This is a genomic window from Polyangium sp. y55x31 (assembly GCF_029946505.1).
GTDB lineage: Bacteria > Myxococcota_A > Polyangia > Polyangiales > Polyangiaceae > Polyangium.
The window spans coordinates 65603-81524 of record NZ_JARZHG010000025.1 but is presented as its reverse complement, the minus strand read 5'-3'; the positions used below and the strand labels follow the sequence as shown (position 1 = coordinate 81524).

General features: G+C 69.3%; 14 protein-coding genes. 6 read left to right on the top strand and 8 right to left on the bottom strand.

All coding sequences use genetic code 11. From position 1 onward, the window contains the following. Window position 1: 1 nt before the first annotated feature. A complete protein-coding gene (locus tag QHF84_RS33330) occupies window positions 2–751 on the top strand; it encodes an ABC transporter ATP-binding protein (protein ID WP_281317535.1) in 750 nt (249 codons plus the stop codon). A 28-nt stretch (window positions 752–779) separates the two neighbouring features. On the opposite strand, the gene QHF84_RS33325 is transcribed toward QHF84_RS33330, so the two are convergent. The 6 genes from QHF84_RS33325 to QHF84_RS33300 all read right to left on the bottom strand — a co-directional run bounded on the left by QHF84_RS33325 (window position 780) and on the right by QHF84_RS33300 (window position 10155). Then, on the bottom strand, window positions 780–1682 hold the full coding sequence (locus QHF84_RS33325) for a hypothetical protein (protein ID WP_281317534.1): 903 nt from the start codon (window positions 1680–1682) through the stop codon (window positions 780–782). Between the two features lie 90 nt (window positions 1683–1772). Next, window positions 1773–4118 carry an MXAN_6577-like cysteine-rich protein gene (locus QHF84_RS33320; RefSeq protein ID WP_281317533.1) on the bottom strand — a complete coding sequence of 782 codons (2346 nt, stop codon included), beginning with the start codon at window positions 4116–4118 and terminating at the stop codon, window positions 1773–1775. A 429-nt stretch (window positions 4119–4547) separates the two neighbouring features. Continuing rightward, window positions 4548–6572: a GMC family oxidoreductase gene (locus QHF84_RS33315; RefSeq protein ID WP_281317532.1), complete on the bottom strand. Its 2025-nt coding sequence runs from the start codon at window positions 6570–6572 to the stop codon at window positions 4548–4550. A gap of 254 nt (window positions 6573–6826) precedes the next feature. Further along, window positions 6827–7855 (bottom strand): arginine N-succinyltransferase, encoded by a 1029-nt coding sequence (locus QHF84_RS33310; RefSeq protein WP_281317531.1) that lies wholly within the window; start codon window positions 7853–7855, stop codon window positions 6827–6829. A gap of 159 nt (window positions 7856–8014) precedes the next feature. Continuing rightward, complete coding sequence (locus QHF84_RS33305) at window positions 8015–9256, bottom strand: SUMF1/EgtB/PvdO family nonheme iron enzyme (RefSeq protein ID WP_281317530.1); 1242 nt, start codon at window positions 9254–9256, stop codon at window positions 8015–8017. 65 nt (window positions 9257–9321) lie between these two features. Continuing rightward, entirely contained in the window at window positions 9322–10155 is an 834-nt protein-coding gene (locus QHF84_RS33300; RefSeq protein WP_281317529.1) for a shikimate dehydrogenase, read from the bottom strand. Between QHF84_RS33300 and lepB the strand changes: the two genes are divergently transcribed. Next, a complete protein-coding gene (gene lepB / locus QHF84_RS33295; RefSeq protein WP_281317528.1) occupies window positions 10154–10885 on the top strand; it encodes a signal peptidase I in 732 nt (243 codons plus the stop codon). The genes QHF84_RS33300 and lepB overlap by 2 nt on opposite strands. A gap of 49 nt (window positions 10886–10934) precedes the next feature. Here lepB and ftsH read toward each other — a convergent pair whose 3' ends face one another. After that, window positions 10935–12821, bottom strand: a complete 1887-nt coding sequence (ftsH, locus tag QHF84_RS33290) for an ATP-dependent zinc metalloprotease FtsH (protein WP_281317527.1) — start codon at window positions 12819–12821, stop codon at window positions 10935–10937. 134 nt (window positions 12822–12955) lie between these two features. On the opposite strand from ftsH, the gene QHF84_RS33285 reads away from it, so the two are divergent. From QHF84_RS33285 to QHF84_RS33275, 3 genes are all read left to right on the top strand, one after another. Beyond that, window positions 12956–13498 carry a hypothetical protein gene (locus tag QHF84_RS33285; RefSeq protein ID WP_281317526.1) on the top strand — a complete coding sequence of 181 codons (543 nt, stop codon included), beginning with the start codon at window positions 12956–12958 and terminating at the stop codon, window positions 13496–13498. Between the two features lie 132 nt (window positions 13499–13630). Next, the gene (locus tag QHF84_RS33280) at window positions 13631–13921 is read left to right on the top strand and encodes a hypothetical protein (protein ID WP_281317525.1); all 291 of its coding nucleotides are present in this window, start codon (window positions 13631–13633) and stop codon (window positions 13919–13921) included. A gap of 2 nt (window positions 13922–13923) precedes the next feature. After that, window positions 13924–14583 carry a sigma-70 family RNA polymerase sigma factor gene (locus QHF84_RS33275; protein ID WP_281317524.1) on the top strand — a complete coding sequence of 220 codons (660 nt, stop codon included), beginning with the start codon at window positions 13924–13926 and terminating at the stop codon, window positions 14581–14583. Here QHF84_RS33275 and QHF84_RS33270 read toward each other — a convergent pair whose 3' ends face one another. Beyond that, window positions 14584–14994: a hypothetical protein gene (locus tag QHF84_RS33270; protein WP_281317523.1), complete on the bottom strand. Its 411-nt coding sequence runs from the start codon at window positions 14992–14994 to the stop codon at window positions 14584–14586. It abuts the gene before it with no gap. Window positions 14995–15110: 116 nt separating this feature from the next. Here QHF84_RS33270 and QHF84_RS33265 point away from each other — a divergent pair, with 116 nt between their 5' ends. Beyond that, window positions 15111–15875, top strand: a complete 765-nt coding sequence (locus QHF84_RS33265; protein ID WP_281317522.1) for an SDR family NAD(P)-dependent oxidoreductase — start codon at window positions 15111–15113, stop codon at window positions 15873–15875. Window positions 15876–15922 lie beyond the last annotated feature (47 nt).

The window sequence follows — 15922 nt, the reverse complement described above, 5'->3', positions numbered from 1 at the left end:
CATGAGCGAGCCGCTCATCGTCATCGAGAATCTGCAAAAATCGTTCGTCCACATGGGGCGCCGCCTCGACGTGCTCCGCGGGATCGATCTCGTCATCGATCAAGGCGAGGTCGTGGCGATCGTCGGCCCCTCGGGCGCGGGCAAGAGCACGCTCTTGCATTGCATCGGCACGCTCGATCTGCCGACGAGCGGGAAGATCAAGCTCGCGGGCGAGCACCTCGTGGGCCTGCCGAGCGCGCGCCTCGCGGCGATCCGGAACCGCACGATTGGCTTCGTGTTCCAGTTCCACCACCTCTTGCCCGAGTTCAATGCGCTGGAGAACGTGATGATGCCCGGGCTGATCCAGGGCAAATCACGCAAGGAAATGGAGGCGCCCGCGACGGCGCTGCTCACGGAGGTGGGACTTGCGCACCGCGTGACGCATCGGCCCGGCGAGCTCTCGGGCGGCGAGCAGCAACGCGTGGCGCTGGCCCGCGCGCTCGTGCTCTCGCCGAAGCTTTTGCTCGCCGACGAGCCGACGGGCAACCTCGATTCGAGCACCTCGAAGGCGATGCACGATCTCTTCTTCGAGATCAACCGCAAGCACGGCACGACGATCGTGGTCGTCACGCACAATCCGAGCTTCGCCGAGTCGATGCCGCGGATGGTGACGGTGACCGACGGCAGGATCGAGAGCGACGTGCGTCGCGGTCAATCCCCGTTCGAGAGCGAAAAAGCGGGCGCGGCGCCGGAGGCGACGGCCGAAGCGTAAAGTTGGTCTCGCTGCACCATTGTTCGCTTCAGCGGAGGACGAGCTTCTCCGCGAGCTTCGCGCTCGATTGCGCGGCGCGGACGGGGTTCGAGAACGGGAACGTGATGGAGACGCCGTCGGTCGTGACCGTGCGGGCGCCGTCGTCCCGCACGATTTCGAGGATCGTTCCGTCGTCGAGCGGGGCCGTGGCGGCCTGGATCGTGGCGAGGTCTTTCGCCGCCGGCACGTGCTGCGGCGTCCGGACGCCGCCGGGCAAACCCATCACGTAGACCAGGGCGGCGGCAGCTTTTTTCGTGTCCTTTCCGCGGAACCAGGCGCCGACGTCGCGCGTGCCGAGGTGCGAGCAGCCGGCGTAAAGCGCGGCGCCGTCGGCGTTCGTCTCGCGGGCGATTCGTTCGCCGAGGCCGATGAATCGATTGCGGCCTTCGAGCTCGAAGAAGGCCCGCGCATACCCCTCCGAAAAGGCGATTTCGAGCTCGCCCTGCGGCTCGTTTCGCACGACGGACACGGACCCGTCTTTCACCTTCGCGAGCACCACGTCCACGTCCTCGCCGAGCGTGCTCTTCTGGCTCGCGGCCTCGATCACCGGATGCGTGACCATCTTCCCGTCTTTGGGCCCGAGCCAGAGACGCACCGTGAATCCTTCGAGCGGCATCGCGCCCCAGGCGCCGCCGGTCCACAGCATCGTGCGCGCGGCCTCGCAGGCGCGGGCGAGCCGTTCGGTTCGCTGCGCGGGCGTCTCGGTCGCCGGATCCACCGACGCGGCGGGCGCGGGCGCGGGCCGCCTTCGCAGCGCCGTCACCGTGATCAGGATCATCATGCCGAGGCCGAGGCCGATTGCGAGGGGAGCGAATCGCTGCGCGGACGGGAGCTCGACGCCGGACGGCTTTTTCGGGCCCGGGCCGCGCTTTTTGGGAGGGGTCTTCGGCATGGGCGGAGCTTACTCCACCCTGGTAGGTCGGGAAACCGCTCCCGCCCGGATCCGGAGTTTTCCCCCGCATCCGGACGGGCGCGCCTATCGTCACGGGCAGGTCATGCCGCCGTTGCAGTCATTCGGGCATTCCTGGCAAACGCCGCAGATGATGATCGCGTTGTAGTCCGCGATGCCGAACACGTGCGCCTGCTCGCAGTCCAGCCTGCACTGCAGATCGTTCGGTGCGCACATGTCGAGGCACTGCGAGAGCGCCGTGCACTCCGGGTTGCCGAGGCAGATCTGAAGGTCGTCCTCGCAGATGCCGCCCATCGCCATCGAGCAATCGAAGCAGCTCTGGCAATTGTTCTTGTTGTCGCAGGACGCGGGGCACTGGAATGCCACCGGGTCGACACCGCAGACCGTCCCGCACTCCTGGCAGTAGAGACAATCGAGCAAGTCGTTGTACGGGTTGATCCCGTTCGCGTGCTGCTGGCCGCACATGTTCGCGCACATCTGGTCGCCCGCGGGGCACATGGCGATGCAGTTGTAGAGGTCGACGCAGTCCTGGTCGTTCGCGCAGGTCGCGAGCTCGTCCGAGCAGAGACCGTCGAGCGCGCATTGCTCGCAGGTGCCGCAATCACCGAGCGTGCCGCACCCGCCGGCCGGCTGGCAGACGCCCGCATAACAAGCGACGCTCGGCAAGCAGGCGTTGTCGCACACGCCGCAGTTCGCCTCGTCCGTCTGCGTGTCGACGCATTCGTTGCCGCACTTCGTCGTGCCGGCCGCGCACGTCGCGCCGCATTGGCTGTTCGAGCAGACCTGGCCGGCGGCGCAAGCGTTGCCGCATTGGCCGCAGTTGCTCGGGTCGAGCTTCGTGTCGACGCAGACGTTGCCGCACTTCGTCGTGCCGGGGCCGCATTGCGCGGCGCACTGGCCGTTCGTGCAGACCTGGCCGGCGGCGCAGACGTTGCCGCAGGCGCCGCAGTTGCCCGGGTCGTTTTTCGTGTCGACGCAGGTATTCGCGCACTTCTTCGTGCCGCCGACGCAGTTCAGGTTGCATTGACCGGCCGCGCAGACCTCGCCGGCCGCGCAGACCTTGCCGCACATGCCGCAGTTCGCGCCGTCCGTCTCCGTATCGACGCACTCATTGCCGCACTTCGTCGTGCCGCCGACGCAGCTGAGCTGGCAGATGCCGTTCGAGCAGACCTGGCCCGCGGCGCAGGCCTTGCCGCACATGCCGCAGTTCGCCGTGTCCGTCTTGATGTCGACGCAGAGGGGGCCGCACTTCGTCGTTTGACCGACGCAGTTGAGGCTGCACTTGCCGGCCGTGCAGACCTCGCCGAAGGCACACGCCGCGCCGCACGCGCCGCAGTTCAGCGGGTCGAGCGAGAGGTCGATGCACTTGCCATTGCAGTTCGCCGTGCCGCCGACGCAGGCGAGCTGGCACATGCCATTCGAGCAGACCTGGCCGTTCGGGCACGACGTGCCGCACATGCCGCAGTTCAGCGGGTCGACCTTGGTGTCGACGCACTTGCCATTGCAGTTCGTCGTGCCGCCGACGCAGGCGAGGGCGCATTGCCCGTTCGCGCAGACCTGGCCGGCCGCGCAGGCCGTACCACACATGCCGCAGTTCGTCGGGTCGATGGTGGTGTCGACGCACTTGCCATTGCAGTTCGTCGTGCCGCCCACGCATTGCGTGGCGCATTGCCCGTTCGAGCAAGCCTGACCGGCCGGACACGCCGTGCCGCACATGCCGCAGTTCATCGCGTCGATCGTGAGGTCGACGCATTTGCCATTGCAGTTCGTCGTGCCGCCGACGCAGGCGAGGGCGCATTGCCCGTTCGCGCAGACCTCGCCGGCCGCGCAGGCCGTGCCGCACATGCCGCAGTTCATCGGGTCGATGGTGGTGTCGACGCACTTGCCATCGCAGTTCGTCGTGCCGCCCACGCATTGCGTGCCGCACTGGCCGGCCGAGCAAACCTCACCGGCCGCGCAGGCCGTGCCGCAGGTGCCGCAGTTCGTCGGGTCGATCGTGGTATCGACGCACTTGCCGTCGCAGTTCGTCGTGCCGCCGGCGCACGCCAGGCCGCATTGCCCCGCGGAGCAGACCTCGCCCTCCGCGCAGGCCGTGCCGCAGGTGCCGCAGTTCGCCGTGTCGATGGTGGTGTCGACGCACTTGCCATTGCAGTTCGTCGTGCCGCCGGCGCACGCCAGGCCGCATTGCCCGGCGGTGCAAGTCTCGCCGGCCGCGCACGCGTTGCCGCACGCGCCGCAGTTGTTCGGATCGATGTCGGTGAGCGTACAGGAGCCGTCGCAGTCGGTTTGTCCGGCCGGACACGTGTCGCCGCCGCCGGTGCCGCCGGTGCCGCCGTTGCCGCCGGTCGCTCCGGAGCCGCCATTGCCGTCGGTCGTGTTCGATCCGCCGCCGTCGCTACACCCCGTCCAAGAAGCCACGGCGAGGCTCATGAAAGCCGCCGTGAGCGCCCATCGCCACCCCCCGCGGGGGGACTGCGCTTTGTTGCTCATTTGCTGTTGAAACCTTCCTGTAAGCAGGAACATCAGCGATTCGAGCGCTCCACTTCCGTCCCCCACCGTACGCTCTTGCGCGATCGTCGGCGCTCGGGCCGCACGACGGATTTCTTTCGAAGCGGCGACGCCGCAGCTTCGGGAAGGAAGTGATCCGCTGGAATCACCCCGGGGACCGTCCCTCGGGCGACCGACCTTACCACCGCTCGGACGGACGTGGAAGCACTCGGACGATAATCGGTCGGACATGGAATGTCCGATGATCAGGGAAATGCGTCTGCTAAAACGGCGATTCGTCCAGCAAAGCGAATCGTCCTCGCCGGCGGTGTCTGTTAAAGCGGCATTTCGTCCAGCCGTCTAGCCGAGCCGCTGATCGAGGATTTCGGCGGCGCGCAGGGCCATGGCCATGATGGTCATCTGGGGGTTCACGCCGAGCGACGACGGGACGGCGCTGCCGTCGCATACGTAAAGCCCTGCGACGTCGTGGGCTTCGTGGTCGGGGCCGAGGCAGGAGCGGGCGGGATTGGTTCCGATACGGCACGTTCCGAGGGGATGGTAAGCGGTCACCTCGATGTCGCTCGGCTGCATGCGGCTCGATCGGAGCCGGGCGAGGGCCTCCTTCGTGTTCACCTCGTCGTGGCCCGCGACGAAAGGCAAGACGCGGCGCGCGCCGGCGGCCTGAAAGACCTCGCAGAGGATCTCGACGCCGCGCTGGAGGAGCCGCGTATCCCGCTCGTTCATGCGATAAAAGAGCAGCGGGCGGCCGCCGGGGCCCGTGCGCACTTCGCCGCGGCTATGGTCCTGGATCATGAAGCCGAACGTCGCGAGGTATGGGTATTTTTCCATCACCTCGACATACCTCGGCCCCGACCAGGGCACGCCGATCGCGGCGACGTCGAACGGGAGGGAGCCGCCCTCGAAGAGCAGGCCTTCTTCGGCGAAATGGTCGATCGAATACCCTTGCGGGATCCCGTTCCATTGATCGACGCGGTCGTCGAAGAGCGCCATCACCTTCGAGGCGGGGTGGATCGAGAGGTTTTTCCCGAGCATCCCCGAGGATAAGCACGCGCTGCTGCGGCGCAGGAGGAGCGGCGTCATCAGCGTGCCGCCGGCGACGACCACGGCATCCGCGCGGACGCGGAGGCGCGGGGCGCGGCCTTTCGTTCGTTCGGCGCCGAGCGTCGCGGTGACGCCACGGGCGCGTCCGGCCACGATGTCCACGAAATCGACGCGCGCGGCCGTCACGAGCTCGGCGCCGCGGGCGAGCGCGGCAGGCACGTAGCTCACGTCGGTCGAGCGTTTCGCGCCGGTGGGGCAGCCGAAGCAACAAATGCCCTGGCCGTCGCAATCGGGCGCGTTGCGGGTGAGCGCGTGGTGGCGCAGGCCGAGGTGCTCGGCGCCACGCGCGATGATGCCGGCGATCTTGCCGAGGTGGAGCGGATTCGCGGGGGCGACGCCGAGCATGGCCTCGACGCGCTCGTAATAGGGGCCGAGGCCCTCGGGCGAGAAGTCGCGGGGCAGCCCGTGGTGATCACGCCAGTAGGCGAACGTGCGGGCCGGGGCGCGATAGCAGGTGCCGGAGTTGATGACCGTGCTGCCGCCGACGGCGCGGCCGGCCCAGACGGGGATGTTCACGTTGCCGAGGGCGACGGTCATTCCCTTGTCGCGATAGAGATTGCCAAACGCTCGGGAGGGCCTGCCGTTGAAGCTCGATCGCCTGTGGTAATGGCCCTCCTCGAGCAGGAGCACGGCCCGCCCGCGCGAGGCGAGCTCGTAGGCCGCGGCCGCGCCGCCTGCGCCCGTGCCGACCACGACGACCTCGCATTCGAGGTCGAGATCCTCCTCGACGTCACGCCCGTCGGTCACGCGGGCCATCCAGCGGGGTTGTTCGTCGCGCACCGTCTCGAGCTCGTAGCGGCAGCCGACGTGGCGGAACATCTCGGGCCGGTCGAAATGCATGGCTTTGAGCGGCGTGAGCAGGACACGAGCGACCTCGCGGATCGGCAGCACGCGCGATTGCTCGAAGCGCCGGAGCGTCGAGAGGCGCGCTTCCGAGGAGAGCTCCGAGAATGGCCTTCGCTTCGTGGGAAGCGTGGAGAGCTCGACGGCCCAGAGCGCGGCCTGAAAGACGCGGCTCGCCTCGCGGGGGATGTCGGACAGGTAACGGTGCGTGGCCTCGGCGGTTTGTCGGCCCGCGCCTTCGAGGAAGCGCCCTGGGGGGAGGGCGACCTCGGCGACCGCCGTCAGGATGTCGAGCTCACGCGTGGAGAGCCACCTGCCTCGGTCGGCGCGTGTGGGGGTCGGTGCCTTGTGGCTCAGACCACGTGTGAGGCCTTCGAGATCGCTGTGGACGGACAGCGGAGGGTCCGGGTGAGCAACCATGCGTGGCTCCCTTGTGTACTAAAAATTCTGTAGCGAAAGAACGCACAGAATACAAGGGGGCGAGCGCGACGGCTCGGTGCGCAGCCAGAGGGTTGTCCGGAGCGTCGGGGGGGTTTGGGGGCGCAGCTCGCTCGCCGAGCGTAGCCCCCAAGCGTCGGGGGGGTTTGGGGGCGCAGCTCGCTCGCCGAGCGTAGCCCCCAAGCGTCGGGGGGTTTGGGGGCGCAGCTCGGCTCGCCGAGCGTGGCCCCCAGGCGTCACTCGATGGGGAGGACGATGAGCGGGCTCGAGTGGTGGAGGTTGAGCGTCTCCCAGGCCTCGTCGTCGATGGCGACGCCGCGCGGGCCCTCGCGCAGGTGGCCGAGGACCGCCCGGAAGAACGGGGGCTCGGGCATCTCGACGGCCAGGATGCCTTTGCGATCGCCGGCGATCGGGGCGTAGGGGCGATCGGCGCGGGTGCGCTTCGTGTCGGCGATGAGCGTGATCTCGTCCATCCGCGCCGTGTAGTGCGGGCCGCCGTCGAAGGGGTCGACGCGGTGGGCGTAGCGGAAGCCGATGCGGCGCAGGAGTTTTTCCACGCCGCGTGTCTGGAGGCCGGTCTTGCCGATGACCTTCTGCGCCTCCACGGGCAAGAGCGACGCGTGGATGGGCCCTTCGGGGAAGAGGCCCTTGATGAACTCCTTGTTCTTCTTCGAGAGCCGGTCGGCCTCGGCGTACGTCATGTCCGTGAAGCGCCGGCCGAGGGCCTCCCAGAGGTGGCTCGTGCCGTCGGGCTCGAGCGGGGGCATGAGCTCGGCGAGGACCTCCTGCTGGAAGAGGTCGCGGTGGGCCGCGAGGTAGAGGAACCGGACGTACGAGATGAACGTGCCGAGCCGGTCGGTGCGGCGGTACTCGGGCATGATCACGAGGCCGCCGATCTCGGTCGGGCCGTCGTACGAGTAACCGATGCGCAGGAGCGTGTGGTGGAAGTGCCGGTCGATCGTGGCCGAGTACCGCTCCTCGTCGAGCACGTCGAAGTAGATGTAGGGCGCGCCGCGCCGGCCGAGCTGCGCGATGATCATCGAGGTGCCGATGATGTGCTGCTTCACGCGGTCGATGAGGACGAAGACGTACTGCCGCAGGCGTGGATCCTTGATCTCGCCGGTGAAGCTCTTGTGGGAGAGGCTCACGATCTCGTGAATCGCGTCCCGATCGTGCGGCAGATTGACCGAGTTGAGGTGTCGCGCGACGCGGAGCATTTGCTCCTCATCACCGAGGGTGGCGGCGCGAATCTCGAAGGGCAGCATGGGAAAACAGAGGCTCGGGTGGCGCGGTGGCTCGGCTCGTCCGAGCGCAGCGGGGTCCCCCAGAGGCGGGACAGCCTAGATGGGCGAGCGGCCTTAGGCCACCAGCGACGCTCGCGAGCGCCCCGCGGCCCCGCGAAAGCCGCACCACCGATGTATGCGTTAGCCCGAACAGCAGGCGCTCGTCCAGTTCTCGCCCATGTCCCGCTTCGTGCAGCCGTCACCGGCGATGACCGGGTTCCGGCTGTAAAACGTGCCCCCCTCGTAACGATAAGCCGCTGGGCGGCCGGCGTAATGTGCCTTGCAATCGTCGTCGAATCGAGGCGTGCGGGTGCGGCGGACGGGCGCGGGCGCGGCGGCAGGGGGTTCGGCGGTCGGGGAGGCCGTGGCGGCCGGGGAAGCGGCGACCTCGGCGCCGACCGGCAGGGCGACGCCGCCGAGCGAGCAAGCTTTTCCGTTCCACGAGAGGCCGGGCTCGCACGTGGGATCGCCCTTCACGCGGACGCAGGCTTCGCCGCGGGGCTCGGTGTCGGGCGGGCAGGCGAGGGGGGTTTGCGACTTCGCGCAACGCACGCCGAGCGAGGCGCTCCACTTGTTCGGTTCGTACCGATTGCGCAGGGCCGTGCGGAGCCACTTGGGGAAGCGGCGGCTCCAGCTCCCGCCGCGGTAGACGCGGTGGGTGCCGGTGGTGCGCTCGTCCGGGTAGGGGCCGTAGACGGTGGAGGTCCATTCCCACACATTGCCCGACATGTCGTACAGGCCGAAGGCGCCGGCGGGGAAGGAGGCGACGGGGCAGGTGCCGGGGTGGTCGTAGCAGGCATGTTTCTCGTCGGGCGGGTCGTCGCCCCAGGAGAACTTGCGGTGCTCGCTGCCGCCGCGCGCGGCGTACTCCCACTCGCGCTCGGTGGGCAGGCGCTTCTTGGCGAAGGCGCAGTAGGCCTCGGCCTGGTGGAAGTCGATGCAACTGATGGGGTGGTTCGCCTTGTCGGGGGTGTCGCCGGGGCAGAAGGACTCGCCGGTGTGCGCGGCGGTGCAAGCGCCGGCGGCGACGCAGGCGCGGTAGGCGGCGACGGTGACCTCGGTGCGGTCGAGGTAGAAGCCGGCGAGGACGACCTCGTGCATCGGCTTCTCCTCGGGCAGCCCCTCGAGCGCGCGCGAGCCCATGAGGTAGATGGCCGGCGGCAGGGCGATCATGCCCTCGGGCGGAGGCTCGGGGAGGGGAGCGGAAGCCGAAGCGGAAGCGGCGGCGGAAGCGGGAGCGGAAGCCGAAGCAGAAGCGGCCGCAGAAGCGGGCGCGGCTGCGGCGACGTTCGTCGAGGCGGGCGCGGGTGCGGGGGATGTCTCGGCGCTGCATCCGAGGGCCACGACGGCGAGCTGCGCGAGGAGCAGGGCCCGACGATCCACGGCGCGGAGCATGCCGGCAGACCACGACGGTCTGCAAACAAAAGGCTCTTCGGATCCGGCCCGGCTCACCCGAGCATCGCGATTTGCTCCCGGAGCGCGGCATCCATCGCGTCGAGCGGCGCTCGCTCGCCCGTGTAGAGCTCGAACTGCCGCGCGGCCTGGTGCAAGAGCATGCGCCCGCCATGGATCACGCGCGCGCCTCGCCGGCTCGCCGCGCGGACGAGCGCCGTCTCGATCGGCTTGTACACGATGTCCATCACGAGCAGCCCGGCAGGGATCGCCTCCTCCGGCACCGGACTCTCCGCCGTGATCTCCCCCATGCCCACGGACGTCGCGTTCACGACGATGTCGTAGCTCCCCGCGTTTCGCGCCTCCTCGATGCCGGCCGCGCGTCCTCCGACCTCGGCCGCGAGCGCCTCGGCCTTGTCGACGCTCCGGTTCGTCACGGTCACCTTCGCCCCTGCATCCGCGAGCCCGTGCGCCACCGCGCGCCCGGCCCCGCCGGCCCCGAGCACCAGCGCGCGCGCGCCTTTCACGGGCGCGACCTCTTCGAGCGCGCGCACCGCGCCCACGCAGTCGGTGTTGTGCCCGAGGAGCCGCCCATCCTCCTGCACGACCGTGTTCACCGCGCCGATCTTCGCCGCGAGGGGATCGATCGCGTCGAGCAGCGGGAGGATCTCTTGCTTGTACGGCATCGACACGCCGAGCCCGCGGATCCCGAGCGCGCGCATGCCCGTGATCGCGCCCCCGAGATCCGTCACGCGAAACGGCACGTACGTGAACGGCAAGCCGAGCGCGCGGTAGCCCGCGAGGTGCATCGCGGAGCCGAGGGAAACCGGATAAAGCGAAATCGATCCGCAGAGCGTGAGCTTTGCCGCGGATGCGTGGGCGTTCGTCATGCGCGCAGGCTGGATCGGCCTTGGCCGTGATGCTACCGACCACCACGCGATGGCCTCGTTCGAGCCTTCCCTCACGCTCTCCGAAGAGGCTACGCCGCCCGTCGCGTCGCGACGCAGGCGCCTCCTCGTGGGCCTCTTCAAACGGACCCTCAAGTTCCTCGCGCTCGTCTTCGTCCTGACGGCGGCGCGCGCCTCGCTCGCCGACCAGTACCACGTGCCCACGGGCTCGATGTGGCCCACGATCGAGCCCGGCGATCGGATCTTCGTGGCCAAAGCCGCCTACGGCCTTCGCATCCCGTTCACCGACGCCTGGCTCTTCCACCACAAGAGCCCGCGCCCCGGGGACGTCGTGGTCTTCGCCGATCCGCGCGGCGGCGCGATCCCGCTGGTCAAGCGCGTGGTCGCCACGGAGGGACAATCCGTCGCGATGAAGCGGGGGATCCTCTACATCGACGGTCGGCCGCAGCGCATCGAGCGGCTGCCGGACGGGCGGTTCTTGGAGCACCTCGGCGGGCTCGCGCACGAGTCGGGAGGTCGCGACTTCGAGGACTTCGGTCCTCTGGTGGTGCCTCCGAATCACCTCTTCGTGATGGGCGACAACCGGCCCGCGTCGCTCGACAGCCGGGTGATGGGCACGGTGCCGAGCGCGCTCGTGCGAGGGCAGGTGCTCGGGGTGCTGTTCCGGGGAGAAGGGCTCGATTTCGAGCGGCTCTTCCGGTGGATCCAGTGAGCGGCGGGGCGCGGGCACCGGTCGCCCGCGCCTTGCGTGATCGACGCTTCTACCGACAAGCCGCCCGCGGCCGCGCCTCGCTCGTCGGCACGTCCTCGATCGCCACGTCGACGTTCTCCGCGTCCGCGACCTTCGGTTTGTCCACGGACGGCGCGTGCAAGAGCGCCCGCACCTCTTCGCCCGAGAGCGTCTCCACCTCCAGAAGCCGCCGCGCGATCCGTTCGAGCGCATCGAAGTGCTCGTTGATGAGCGCCTTCGTCCGCGCCTCTGCATCTGCGAGCAGCCGCCCCACCTCGGCGTCCACGGTCCGCGCCGTCTCCTCGCTGTAGTCGTAGCCGCCGCGCTCGAACGTCACGCTTCGCCGCGGATCGAACGACGCGAGGCCGAGCGACGCGCCGCCCATCCCGAGCTCGCGCACCATGCGCCGCGCGATGTCCGTCGCGTTCACGAGATCGTCCTGCGCGCCCGTCGACGCGTCGCCGAACGTCCGCTGCTCTGCCACGCGCCCGCCGAGCAGCACCACGAGCCGATCGAGGATCTCCTGCCGGCTCATCAAATACCGATCCTCGCGCGGCTTCTGCAGCGTGTAGCCGAGCGCGCCGATCCCGCGCGGGACGATCGACACCTTCCGCACCGGATCCTGCGTCGGCAAGAGCTCCGCCGCGATCGCGTGCCCTGCCTCGTGGTACGCCACGACCACCCGCTCGTGCGCGCCGAGCCTGCGGCTCTTCCTTTCGAGCCCCGCGATCACGCGCTCGATCGCCTCATCGAGATCCTGCTTGCTCACCGCGGTCGCGTGCCTGCGCGCCGCGAGCAGCGCCGCCTCGTTCAGCAGGTTCGCGAGATCCGCGCCCACGAGCCCCGTCGTCTGCGCGGCCATGTCGTCGAGGTTCACGTCGGCCCCGAGCAGCACCCTGCGCGCGTGCACCTCCAGGATCTCGCGACGCTCGCGAAGATCCGGCCGATCGACGTACACGCGCCGATCGAAGCGCCCGGCGCGCGTGAGCGCCGGGTCGAGGATCTCGGGGCGGTTCGTCGCGGCGATCACCACGAGCCCCGTCGCGCCGTCGAAGCCGTCCATCTCCGTGAGGAGCTGGTTCAGCGTCTGCTCGCGCTCGTCGTTGCCGCCGATCGGCCCGGCCGCGCCGCGCGCCTTGCCGACCGCGTCGAGCTCGTCGACGAACAGGATCGCGGCCGGCTTCTCGCGCGCCTGGGCGAAGAGATCACGCACGCGCGCCGCGCCCACGCCGACGAACATCTCCACGAACTCCGAGCCGCAGATGCTGAAGAACGGCACGTTCGCCTCGCCCGCCACGGCCCGCGCGAGCAGCGTCTTGCCCGTCCCGGGGGGGCCCACGAGCAAGCACCCCTTCGGGATGCGCCCGCCGAGCCTGCGATATCGCTCCGGGGCCTTCAGGAACTCGACGATCTCGGTGAGCTCCGCTTTGGCCTCGTGGCTGCCGGCCACGTCGCGGAACGTGATCGGCGCTCCCTTGTCCACGTAGAGCCGCGCCTTGTGTTTGCCGAAGTTCAGCGCGGGGTTCGTGATGTTCGGCGTCGGCGCCTTGCGCGACATCGAGCCCACGAGCAGGAGCACGCCCACGAGCGGGAGCGCCCAGAGCAGCATCATGGAGAGCGACGGCCCGCCGTCGGAGACCCGGGTGTACGGGACGTCCTTCGCGTCGAGCGTCGCGAGCAGGGCGGTCTCGGCTCCCTCGATGCGCCCGGTCCGGAACGTTTGTGACGTCCCGACGGGCGCGCTCGGCGCCGTGCGCCCGATGTACGTGTCTCCCTTGATCTGCACCTCGGTGAGCACGCCTTGCTCGGCCATGTCCCGGAACCGAGCGTAAGGAATTCGCTCTTCGCTCCCCTCGAGCGAGCCGAGCAGGAGCACCGCGCCCACGACGAGCAGGATGTAAACCCAGAACGATCGCATTGGTTTCCGCCCCGTGCGACCTGCCTGCACGCGCTCTGCCAACGTCGATCGACGTCGGAGCGACCTCGGTCCGTGCACCGACGTACCGGCGAGGATGGACAGTGCAAAAGGAGCGGGCGTACGCTTCTCCGTCCATGAACGGCCGTTCCCTGCTCTCCACGCTCGCGGAGCCCGCGCTCGCCACGACGTTCGCGACGATGATCTCGCTCGGGGCCTTCGGCTGCGGCGGATCCACCCCGCCGCCCGAGGACGCCACGAGCCGGAACGACTCTGCCCCGGACGACGGGGCGAGCGAGCCGCACGAGACGACGACAGAGCCCGCGGCGCCCGAGCCAAAGCCGCTCTCGCACGGCGCGAAGAAGATCACCGACGAGGGCGCCGCCGACGACTACACGCTCACCGAGAAGGACTGCGTCGAGCTCGGCAAGCAGTACGTCGCCGTGCAGCGCGCAGACCAGATCGCCGGGCTCGACAAGAGGCTCACGGACAAACAGCGCGAGCAGGCCGTGAAGAACATCGACGCGGTCGTCCAGAAGATGGGCGAGCCGTGGGCGAACGGCTGCATCGAGAGCCTCGTCGGCAAGGTGGCCGAGCGCAAGCGCCTCGAATGCGCGATGGCCGCGAAGACGGTGAAGGCGTTCGACGAGTGTCTCAACGGGGAGAACCCGCCGAAGTGATCCGAGGGCGCGTCGTTCGCCCGCGCCCCCCGGAAAAACCCCGCGGAAAAACCTGGTTCGTCCGAGTGAACCTCGGGACGGCACTTTCCCCTTGTTTCGTCGCTCCTCCGGGTGCTAGGTTTTTCCTTACCGATGCACCCCCTCCTCGCCGACCCCTGGGTCGCGGCGCGCATCGACGCCGCCGTCGCCCCGTACCGCGGCCTCCTCCCCAGCGAAGACCTCGATTTCCTGCGGGATGAGCTCGCCGAGCGTCTCGCGACCGACGAGCAGGCCGCGCGTGTCCTCCGCCGGGCTGCGCCGAGGTACGTCGAGGAGAGCGGCGAGGCGTTCATCGGTGCGGCCCTCGAAGGCGACGAACCGCCCGAGGTCCGGCGGGCCAGCGGCATTCGTGCGCGGCGAACCGGGTCCGGGGCCGACGAGTGAACTTGCGCGTCGCTTCGTTCGGCGAAGACCCCGCGATCGAGCGCTACTACAACGAGGGCCGGCCCATCCAGGAGCATGTCCTGCGCTGGATGGTGCGCAGGCTCGGGCACATGGTCCCGCTCGAGGACATGCGCGCCCTTGCGGACGAGGGCCTGCTCGAAGCCGCGCGCACCTTCGATCCGAGCCGCGCCTCGCTCCCCACGTACGTCGCGCGCAAGGTTCGCTGGGCCATCCTCGACGGCATCAAGCGCGAGCGCCGTTCACGCCGGGCGCTCTCCCGCGCCTCGGCCCTCCTCTGCGCCGAGCGCCTCTCCATCGAGCTCGCCGCGGCCCCGGACGACGCGGGGTTTTCCGAGGACGACCACGTCTCCGCGCTCGATCGCCTCCTCGAAGCGCACGCCGCGGCCCTCGCGCTCGGCCTCGTTTCGGCTGCGGGCACGCCCGAGGAGAACACCTCGCGCGCCGAGATGGCCCACGCCCTTCGCCGCGCCGTCGGCGCTCTCCCCGAACGCGAGCGCAAGCTCGTCGAGCGGCACTACTTCCAGGGCGAGGACTTCGACGAGATCGCCGCGGACCTCGGCATCAGCAAGAGCTGGGCGAGCCGCTTGCACGCGCAGGCGATCCAGTCGCTCGCGACCGCGATCGCCGCGCGGACGCGCTAGTTAGTGCCGCGCCTTCAGGTACGGCGCCTTCTCTTCCTCCGTGACCGGCTCGACGAACAGCACGCGGTGGTCGCGTTTGCCGAAGCTCACGAGGCGCACGAAGATGTGGTCGATCGCGACCGTGACCTCGCTCCGCTTGTGCTTCCAGAGGTTCGCCGCGTCCTGGAACGTCGGCACCTTCGGGTTGTAGGCGATCATGTGGTACTCGGGCCCTGCGGGCTCCGGGTAGTCGTCGACGTGGACGATCTTGTAGAGCCGGATGCCTCCGCTCGACTCGGAGGCCGCGACGACGGCGCCCTCCACCAGATCCTTTCCGGCGGGATCCGACGCGGCGGGGACGGGCACGTCGCGTTTGCATGCGGCCACGGAGCCGAGGGCCATACACAGAACGAAGAGCGCGCGGCGAAGCATGGCTCGGGAAATAACACCCGGCGCATCCGGCGCAAGCGTGGCCTTCCCGATCTCCATCCGCCCGTGTATCACCCCGCATCCGAGGGCCCTTCGCCCCTCGCTTTCTGGAGGAGACCATGCGACTCGAAGACACCAAGTTCATCGTCACCGGCGCTGCCTCGGGCCTCGGCCGTCATTACGCGTATCGCCTCGCGGAGGCCGGCGGACAGGTGGTCGCGGGCGACGTGAACGAAGCCGCGCTCGCCTCGCTCGCCGAGGAAGCCAAGGATCTCCGCGGCAAGATCCACCCGAAGCGCCTCGACGTCGGCAATGAGGCCGAGGTCTCCGCGTTCGTCGACTTCGCGCACGAGGCCATGGGCGGCCTGAACGGCCTCGTCAACAACGCCGGCATCCTGCGCGACGGCCTGCTCGTGAAGAAGGACCGCACGACCGGCGCGATCACGAAGCTCTCGGCCCAGCAGTGGCAGGCCGTCATCGACGTCAACCTCACGGGCGCGACCTACATGGTCCGCGACGTCGTCGCCAAGATGGCCACGAGCGGCGAGAAGGGCGTCATCGTCAACATCAGCTCGATCGCGCGTCACGGAAACCGTGGACAGTCGAACTACAGCGCCGCGAAGGCCGCGCTCGCCACCAACACCAAGACCTGGGCCCTCGAGTTCGCGCCGTTCGGCATCCGCGTCGGCTGCGTCGCGCCCGGCATGGTCGAGACGCCCATGACCCAGGGCATGAACCAGAAGGCCAAAGACGCCCTCGTCGCCGCGATCCCCGTCGGCCGCATCGGCGTGCCCGAGGACCTCTGGCTCGCCGTCCGTTTCGTCATCGAGTGCGAGTATTTCAACGGCCGCACCATCGACGTCGACGGCGGCCTCGCCATGTGACCCCTCCGCCTCGAACAGACGGCCGATCCTTGCGACTGGGGTTGACC

Coding starts and splice junctions, on each gene's coding strand:
- QHF84_RS33325 (WP_281317534.1), bottom strand. CDS start 1,682: ATGCCGAAGACCCCTCCCAAAAAGCGCGGCCCGGGCCCGAAAAAGCCG.
- lepB (WP_281317528.1), top strand. CDS start 10,154: ATGCGCGCAGGCTGGATCGGCCTTGGCCGTGATGCTACCGACCACCAC.
- QHF84_RS33300 (WP_281317529.1), bottom strand. CDS start 10,155: ATGACGAACGCCCACGCATCCGCGGCAAAGCTCACGCTCTGCGGATCG.
- ftsH (WP_281317527.1), bottom strand. CDS start 12,821: ATGCGATCGTTCTGGGTTTACATCCTGCTCGTCGTGGGCGCGGTGCTC.
- QHF84_RS33265 (WP_281317522.1), top strand. CDS start 15,111: ATGCGACTCGAAGACACCAAGTTCATCGTCACCGGCGCTGCCTCGGGC.
- QHF84_RS33330 (WP_281317535.1), top strand. CDS start 2: ATGAGCGAGCCGCTCATCGTCATCGAGAATCTGCAAAAATCGTTCGTC.
- QHF84_RS33315 (WP_281317532.1), bottom strand. CDS start 6,572: ATGGTTGCTCACCCGGACCCTCCGCTGTCCGTCCACAGCGATCTCGAA.
- QHF84_RS33310 (WP_281317531.1), bottom strand. CDS start 7,855: ATGCTGCCCTTCGAGATTCGCGCCGCCACCCTCGGTGATGAGGAGCAA.
- QHF84_RS33270 (WP_281317523.1), bottom strand. CDS start 14,994: ATGCTTCGCCGCGCGCTCTTCGTTCTGTGTATGGCCCTCGGCTCCGTG.
- QHF84_RS33285 (WP_281317526.1), top strand. CDS start 12,956: ATGAACGGCCGTTCCCTGCTCTCCACGCTCGCGGAGCCCGCGCTCGCC.
- QHF84_RS33280 (WP_281317525.1), top strand. CDS start 13,631: ATGCACCCCCTCCTCGCCGACCCCTGGGTCGCGGCGCGCATCGACGCC.